The organism is Polaromonas sp. P1_H6 (genome assembly GCF_056405195.1).
The window spans coordinates 1-8,361 of the sequence record NZ_JBFUCN010000056.1; the positions used below are offsets into that span (position 1 = coordinate 1).

The following is an 8,361-nucleotide window of genomic DNA, read 5'->3' on the forward strand; positions in this document are numbered from 1 at the left end:
TTAGCGAGACCCCGTCTGGACCGAGCACCGCAGGTTGCCCGTAGCGCAGCGAAGGGACGCAGCAACCAGGGTCGCCTTTTCTTTTGCTTACTTTTCTTTTGGCGAAGCAAAAGAAAAGTGAGTAGCCGCCGGGCTACCCCCGGCCAGCAAGATCAAGAGAAGGACGCCCCGCCGGAGCAAGACCGGCCTCAATCCTCACTGCGCCACCTTCTCCTTAGCATCCTTCACCCGCGCAGCCAGGTGATCCAAAGCCTCCTGCACCTGGTCGACGAGCACCAGGCAAAGATCCCCTGGTGACAGCCGCTCAAGCGCAGTATCAATCGCCAAAAACTCCCCCCGTATCTCATCGATGCGTTGAGTGCGGCGAGCTTTGTGCTCGCCCTCCAGCCCCTGCCGCAGCAGGCCCATGACCTCACCGTCGGCACGGCCGCGCTGGGCGGCGTCCTGGTAGAGGATGACGTCGTCGAACGCGCCGCCCAGGATGATGGTCTGGTCGCGGATGTCGCTGTCGCGGCGGTCGCCGGCGCCGCTGATGACGACGCTGCGGCGCTGGCCGGGTGTGGCGGGCATGGCGTCGACGGCTGCCACCAGGGCGCGCATGGCGTCGGGGTTGTGGCCGTAGTCGGCGATGACGGTGGCGCCCTTGTAGTCCATGACGTTGAAACGGCCGGGCGCGTTGTGGGCGTCGTTGACGAAGCTGGCGAGGCCGCGCCTGATGGTGTCCCAGTTGAGGCCGGCGCCCCAGGCGGCGGCGACGGCGGCCATGACGTTCTCGACCTGGAAGCTGATGCTGCCGCCGCGGGTGACGGGCACGCCCTGCAGCGGGATGCGCTCGACCCAGGCGCCTTCGGCTGCCACCAGCATGGGGCCGTCGACGTAGACGGTGCGTTTGCCCTGGGCGCGGTGCGTGGCCATGAGCGGGTGGTGGCGGTCGGCGGCGAAGAAGATGATCTTGCCGGGGCAGGTGGCGGCCATGTCGGCGACGATGGGGTCGGCGGCATTGAGCACGGCATAGCCCGTGTTGGACACGTTCTGCACGATGACGCGCTTGAGCACGGCCAGGTCTTCGACGGTGGTGATGTAGTTCAGGCCGAGGTGGTCGCCGCTGCCGATGTTGGTGACGACGGCGACTTCGCAGCGGTCGAAGCCCAGGCCTTCGCGCAGCACGCCGCCGCGGGCGATCTCAAACACCGCCGCGTCGACGTCGGGGTGCATGAGCACGTTGCGCGCGCTCTTGGGGCCGCTGCAGTCGCCGCTGTCGGTCTGCCGGCCGTTGATGTAGACGCCGTCGGTGTTCGTCATGCCGGTGCGCAGGCCTTCGGCGGCCATCAGGTGGGCGATCAGGCGGGTGGTGGTGGTCTTGCCGTTGGTGCCGGTGACGGCGATGACGGGCACGCGGCCGTTGTCGCCGGCGGGGAAGAGCTCGTCGATCATGGCGGCGCCGACGGCGCGGCCCTTGCCGTAGGAGGGCGACAGGTGCATGCGCAGGCCGGGCGCGGCGTTGACTTCGACGACGCCGCCGTTTTGCGACTCGAGCGGGCGCAGCATGCTTTCGCAGACCACGTCGACACCGCAGATGTGAAGGCCGACCATCTGGGCGGCGGCCACGGCGCGCGCGGCGACCGAGGGGTGCACGTCGTCGGTGACGTCGGTGGCGGTGCCGCCGGTGCTGAGGTTGGCGTTGTTGCGCAGGATGACGCGCCGGCCCTTGGCGGGAATCGATTCGGGCGTGAGCTCCTGCACTTCGAGGCGCGCGACGGCGATGTCGTCAAAACGGATCTTGGTGAGCGAGGTGGCGTGGCCTTCGCCGCGCCGCGGGTCCTGGTTGACGATGTCGACCAGTTCGCGCACGGTGTGCAGGCCGTCGCCCACCACCTGCGGCGGCTCGCGGCGCGAGGCGGCGACCAGCTTGTTGCCGACCACCAGCAGGCGGAAGTCGCTGCCGGGCAGAAATTTCTCGACCATGACCTCGCCGTGTTCGGCGGCGGTCTTGTAGGCGATGTCCAGGTGCTCACGGGTGCTGATGTTGACGGTGACGCCTTTGCCTTGGTTGCCATCCTGCGGCTTGACGACCACGGGCAGGCCGACCTGCCGGGCGGCGGCCCAGGCGTCGTCGGGGTCGGTGACGGGGCGGCCCAGCGGCACCGGCACGCCGGCGGCGCGCAGCAGCTTTTTGGTGAGGTCCTTGTCTTGCGCGATGGATTCGGCGACGGCGCTGGTGGAATCGACTTCGGCGGCCTGGATGCGCCGCTGTTTGGCGCCCCAGCCGAACTGCACCATGCTGCCTTTGGTGAGGCGGCGATAAGGAATGCCGCGCGCGACGGCGGCGTCGACGATGGCGCCGGTGCTGGGGCCCAGGCGCTCGTCCTCGTCGAGGTCGCGCAGCTGGGCGATGGCGGCGTCAAGGTCGAAGGCGGTGTCGCGCAGGGCGGCGTGGATCAGGGCCTGGGCCAGTTCAAAGGCCAGGCGGCCGACGGCTTCTTCGCTGTATTCGACGACGACCTGGTAGGTGCCGGCCTCGACGGTGGCGGCCGTGTGGCTGAAGGTGATGGGGCAGCCGGCGGCGGCCTGCAGCTCGAGCGCGGCGGCTTCAAGTACATGGGCCAGCGACAGCGCGCCGGCGTGGCCGGTCTGGCGCAGCGCGCCCATGCCGGGGAACAGCGCGCGCGCACGGGCTTCGAAGCCGGGCAGGCCGGCGATGTTGCATTCGACGGCAGTGCAGGCGACGATGGCTTCGAGCGCGGTGTGGCGGCTCCAGAGGTTGGGCCCGCGCAGGGCGCGGATGCGGGACACTTCCATTATTCGGCACTCCCGGCGGTTTTAGGGGTGGTTTCAAAGGCTTCCATGCCGGCGCCTATGAGGTTGAGCGAAATGCCGAGCGCCCAGGCCGCGCCTATGGCGGCCAGCAGGGCGTCTTCGGTGAGGCCGCGGCGTTCGCGCCAGGCGCCCAGCTTGCCGAGGCCGGGCAAAAAGGCCTCGCTGGCGCCGGTGGCCAGCACCACCTGGTCTTGCCGGATAAAGAGGGCGCGGCCGCCCTGGGCGCAATGCGCCGCCAGGGCGGGGGCCTTGGGGTCGACGCTGTAGAAGATCACCTCGCCGTCGCAGAGCTCGGCCATCCCGGCGATGCGCGGGTCTGCGGCATTGAGCACGGCGGCGCCGCCGGGCAACACCACGTCGACCTGCGAGCGCATGACCTTGAACATCTGATCGTCTTCGGTGATGTCGAATTCGGCCAGGCCTTGCGCGCCGCCTAAATCGGTGACCACGCCGACCTGGCATTTGTCGTAAGGCAAACCGGTGCGCAAAATCGTGTCGGCGCCGTTTTCAAAAACGGCGGCCTGCACCGCGCGGTTGATCAAGAGGCGCTGGCCGGCTTCCCAGTTGGCGCAGTCGGAGGCGTCCACGCAGCGCTGGTCGAGGAAGAGGCCGGCCTGGCAGGCCAGGCCGGTGTGCCGGCCCGACAGGTGCAGCAGCCAGGCCACCAGCCGGGCGACGCGGTAATTGCCGCCGGAGCCGGCGATGCCGACGATGGGGATGCGGCCGTCGGTGCCGGCGTCGGCATCGGCGCCGTGCGGGAACAGGTGGTCGCAGATGGCGCGGCCCACGGGGCGCGGCGCGCCCTCGGCGGGCTTGAGGTGCATCAAGAGGCCGGGGCCGGCGTTGACCTCGACGATGGCGCCGCCTTGTTCATGCAAGGGGCGGGAAATGTCCTGCGCGACCACGTCGACGCCGGCGATGTCCAGGCCGACCACGCGGGCGGCCAGGGAGACGACGTGGTCGACCTCGGGGTGCACGGCGTCGGTGCAGTCGATGGCGACGTTGCCGTTGCGCTGGATCAGCACTTCGCGGCCGGCGGCGGGCACGCTGTCGGGCGCCAGGCCCTGGCGCTGCAAATCAAGGATGACGGCGCCGTCTTCGGCGGCGTTGATGCGGCCCAGCGGGAAGTCTTCGCCGACGCCGCGGCGCGGGTCGGTGTTGAGCTGGGCGTCGACCAACTGGGCGACGGTGGCGTTGCCGTCGCCGGTGACCCAGGCGGCTTCACCGCGCGCAGCGGCGACCACGCGGCCGCCGACCACCAGCAGGCGGTGCTCATGGCCGCGCACAAAGCGCTCGACCATGACTTCGCTGCCGTGCCGGGCGGCCACGGTGAAGGCGGCCTCGACTTCGGCGCGGGTTTTAAGGTCCAGCGCGACGCCGCGGCCGTGGTTGCCGTCGGAGGGCTTGACGACCACCGGCAGGCCGATGTCTTCGGCGGCTTCCCAGGCCTCTTCGGGCGTGGCGACGATCTGGCCTTCGGGCACCGGCACGCCGCAGGTGGCGAGCAGGCTTTTGGTGAGGTCCTTGTCGTGGGCGATGCCTTCGGCGATGGCGCTGGTGAGGTCGGTCTCGGCCGTCCAGATGCGGCGCTGGCTGGCGCCGTAGCCCAGCTGCACCAGGTTGCCGTCGTTCAGGCGGATGTGGGGGATGCGGCGGTCGGTGGCGGCGGCCACGATGGAAGCGGTGCTGGGCCCGAGGTAGCAGTCGTCGACCTTGGCGCGGATTTTCTCGACGGCGGCCTGCACGTCGGCGGGGCCGTAGGGCGTGCCGTTGATGGCGGCCATCAGCAGGCGGTGGCCTTCGGCCAGCGCGGTGCGGGCGACCTGCTCGTCGCGCGCGCGGAACACCATGCGGTAGACGCCGCGCTGCGAGGTGCTGCGTGTCTGGCCGAAGCCGGTGGGCATGTCGGCCAGGTTGAGCAGCTCGATCACCACGTGCTCCAGCACGTGGCCGGACCAGGTGCCTTCGCGCAGGCGCTGGATGAAGCCGCCGCGCTCGCCCACGCCGCAGTGGTGTTCGAGCAGGGCCGGCAACAGGGCGACCAGGCGGTCGTTGAAGCCGGGGAGGTCGTTGGAGGGGAAGTCTTCGAGAGTTCCGAGGTCCAGCCAGACCTCAAGCACGGCCCGGTAAGTCCAGATGTTGGGACCGCGCAGGTAGTTGATGCGCAGCAGCTTGATGTCGTCCTGAGGGCTCATTGGTTTCAACATGGTCGGCAGGCAGGCGCCGCACCCGTCGGTGCGAGGCCTGGTCCCGGCCGATGAATTTCAGTGTGGGGCCTGTGAAGGCTCCGGTGGATCCCCGTGTGTCTCGTTATGTATTTGTTCTTATCGCGAACAGGGCCGTCGCCTGGGATCGGTAGACGGTTTCGCCATTTTCGGGGATTGAGGGTCAATTTTGTCGTTCCGGGCTGCATTCGGCGAAAATCCCCTGTTCGGGTTCCCCACGCGCGAAGACCAAGACCTGCGAAAACCCAGCCGCGCCAGATGCGGGACGCCAAGAATTCACCAACACAATGCAACACAAACACCCGGCAGACGACTCCAGCCTTACCGACCCCGCTTTGGCGGGGCTTCGCTCACAACTTGCAACCCAGGAAAACGTTCTGTGTACGCTTACGGTTGACCTGGACAGCCAACTTCGTTTCGCCCAGGGCTTGCTGGCCCTGACCGACCGCCGCCTGCTGGCCCGCGCCCCTGGCGGCGACTGGGCCGCCTGGCCCACGGTGGACGCGGCCGGCAAGGGGCTGGCCGGCCTGTCGCTGCGCCATTTCGACCATGCCGGCGTGGGCACGCTGGAGCTGCACCAGGCAGGCATTCGCCTGGCCGGCTGGCGCTTCACGCTGGGCGCCAATGTGCAGGCGCTGCGCCTGGTGCGGCTGTTTGCCCAGCAGCAGGCCGCTCAGGGTCTGGCCGAGGCGCCCCCGGCCGACGAGACCGCCCTGTGCCCCGAATGCGACCTGCCGCTGCCGCCGGACAGCGAGGAGTGCCCGGCCTGCGCCCGCGAACTGCACACGCCGCCCTCGACCTGGGTGCTGCTGCGCCTCTGGCGTTTTGCCCACCCTTACCGCCACCAGCTGCTGGCCGGGTTTCTACTGACGCTGGCCTCCACCGCCGCCACGCTGGTGCCGCCCTACCTGACCATCCCGCTGATGGACGACATCCTGATCCCCTTCCAGAACGGCCAGCGGATTGAGCCCTGGAAGGTCGGCGCGCTGCTGGGCGGCCTGCTGGGCGCGGCCGTGCTGGGCTGGGCGCTGAACTGGGCGCGCACCTACCTGCTGGCGCTGGTGTCCGAGCGCATAGGCGCCGACCTGCGCACCGCCACCTTCGACCACCTGCTGGAGCTGTCGCTGGACTACTTCGGCGGCAAGCGCACCGGCGACCTGATGTCGCGCATTGGCTCGGAAACCGACCGCATCTGCGTGTTTTTGTCGCTGCACGCGCTGGATTTCGCGACCGACGTGCTGATGATCGTGATGACCGCGGTCATCCTGTTCTCCATCAACCCCTGGCTGGCGGTGGTGACGCTGCTGCCGCTGCCCTTTATCGGCTGGATGATCCACGTGGTGCGCGACAAGCTGCGCACCGGTTTTGAAAAAATCGACCGCGTCTGGTCGGACGTGACCAATGTGCTGGCCGACACGATTCCGGGCATCCGCGTGGTGAAAGCTTTCGCCCAGGAAAAGCGCGAGGCCCAGCGCTTTCGCGAGGTCAACCAGCACAACCTGGCGGTCAACGACAAGCTCAACAAGACCTGGTCGCTGTTCACGCCCACCGTCTCGCTGCTGACCGAGGTGGGACTGCTGGTGGTCTGGGCTTTCGGCATCTGGCTGGTGTCCAGGCAGCAGATCACGGTCGGTGTGCTGACGGCATTTATCGCCTACATCGGCCGTTTTTACGGCCGGCTCGATTCCATGAGCCGCATTGTCTCGGTCACGCAAAAAGCCGCGGCCGGCGCGAAGCGCATCTTCGACATCCTGGACCACGTCTCCAACGTGCCGGAAACCGCCAACCCGGTGAAGATCGGCAAGCTCGAAGGCCGCATCGACATGAAGAACCTGGGCTTTCGCTACGGCAACCGCTCGGTCATCCGCGGGCTGGACCTGCAGATACGGCCCGGCGAGATGATTGGGCTGGTGGGCCACAGCGGCTCGGGCAAGAGCACGCTGGTGAACCTGATCTGCCGCTTCTACGACGTGAGCGACGGTGCCATCAGCGTGGATGGCACCGACATACGCCGCTTCGGCGTGGCCGACTACCGCCGCCACATCGGCCTGGTGCTGCAGGAGCCCTTCCTGTTCTTCGGCACGATTGCCGAGAACATCGCCTACGGCAAGCCCGGCGCCACGCGCGCCGAGATCGTGGCCGCCGCGCGCGCCGCCCATGCGCATGAGTTCATCCTGCGCCTGCCGCAGGGCTACGACTCGCTGGTCGGCGAACGCGGCCAGGGCCTGTCAGGCGGCGAACGCCAGCGCATCTCGATCGCGCGCGCGTTGCTGATAGACCCGCGCATCCTGATCCTCGACGAGGCCACGTCCTCGGTGGACACCGAGACCGAAAAAGAGATACAGCGCGCGCTCGACAACCTGGTGCAGGGCCGCACCACGATCGCGATTGCCCACCGCCTCTCGACACTGCGAAAGGCAGACCGCCTGGTGGTGATGGACCGCGGCCAGGTGGTCGAAGTCGGACCGCATGACGAATTGATGGCCAAGCAGGGCCACTACTGGCGGCTCTACGAAGCCCAGGCGCGCCAGGTGGACAACGAAGAAGGCGGTGAGGAAGCCGAGGAAGGCCGCATCGCGCTGGCCACCTCGCAGATCGCCCACGCCGCGCATCACGTTGACAACGCATGAGCCCGGGACCTGTCATGACTGATTTCACTTCCATCTCCTCCGCTCTCCAGCTGGTGCGCGACGCCTCGGGCCGCCTGGTGTTCACCGATGTGGGCGGCCAGACGCATGCCGGCGTGGTGCCGGTGCGGGCCTTTCCCATCGCCGCGCCCGACGAAGGTATTTCGTTGGTCAACACCGAGGGCCACGAGGTCGCCTGGGTTGACAGCCTGCAGGCCGTGGCGCCGGCTGCGCGTGCGCTGCTTGAGGAAGAACTTGCGTTGCGGGATTTTGTGCCTGAGATCACGCGGCTTAAAAGTGTTTCCAGCTTTGGTACGCCCAGCGTCTGGACTGTTGAGACTGATCGGGGGGAGACCTCTTTCATCCTCAAGGGTGAGGAGGACATTCGTCGCTTGGCGCGGACGGGCTTGCTGATTGCCGGCAGCCAGGGCGTGCAATACAGCGTTCGTGATATGACTGCGCTGGATCGGGCTTCTCGGCGGTTGCTGGAGAGGTTTCTTTAGGTCGGTTCTTGCCCCGGCTAGTGCGCCCTCTGCTGAGGGTTGCTGGCCGGGGGTTGCCCGGCAGCAAGTAACTTTCTTTTGCTTCGCCAAAAGAAAGTCACCAAAGAAAAGGCGACCCGCAGTCTGGGTCCCTACGCTTCGCTACGGGCAACCTGCGGTGCTCGAGCCAAGCGGGGTCCGGCTAAACTC

General features: G+C 67.9%; 4 protein-coding genes. 2 read left to right on the forward strand and 2 right to left on the reverse strand.

Translation table 11 applies throughout. From position 1 onward, the window contains the following. Positions 1-195 precede the first annotated feature (195 nt). Together cphA and AC1D1F_RS24515 are read right to left on the reverse strand one after the other, a co-directional pair. Positions 196-2,799, reverse strand: a complete 2,604-nt coding sequence (gene cphA, locus AC1D1F_RS24510) for a cyanophycin synthetase (RefSeq protein WP_477697511.1) — start codon at positions 2,797-2,799, stop codon at positions 196-198. After that, complete coding sequence (locus AC1D1F_RS24515) at positions 2,799-5,012, reverse strand: cyanophycin synthetase (protein ID WP_477697512.1); 2,214 nt, start codon at positions 5,010-5,012, stop codon at positions 2,799-2,801. The genes cphA and AC1D1F_RS24515 overlap by 1 nt, the downstream gene beginning before the upstream one ends. 317 nt (positions 5,013-5,329) lie before the next feature. Between AC1D1F_RS24515 and AC1D1F_RS24520 the strand changes: the two genes are divergently transcribed. Then, the gene (locus AC1D1F_RS24520; RefSeq protein WP_477700874.1) at positions 5,330-7,672 is read left to right on the forward strand and encodes a cyanophycin metabolism-associated ABC transporter; all 2,343 of its coding nucleotides are present in this window, start codon (positions 5,330-5,332) and stop codon (positions 7,670-7,672) included. Between the two features lie 14 nt (positions 7,673-7,686). Beyond that, the gene (locus AC1D1F_RS24525; RefSeq protein ID WP_477678356.1) at positions 7,687-8,172 is read left to right on the forward strand and encodes a cyanophycin metabolism-associated DUF1854 family protein; all 486 of its coding nucleotides are present in this window, start codon (positions 7,687-7,689) and stop codon (positions 8,170-8,172) included. Positions 8,173-8,361: the final 189 nt, after the last annotated feature.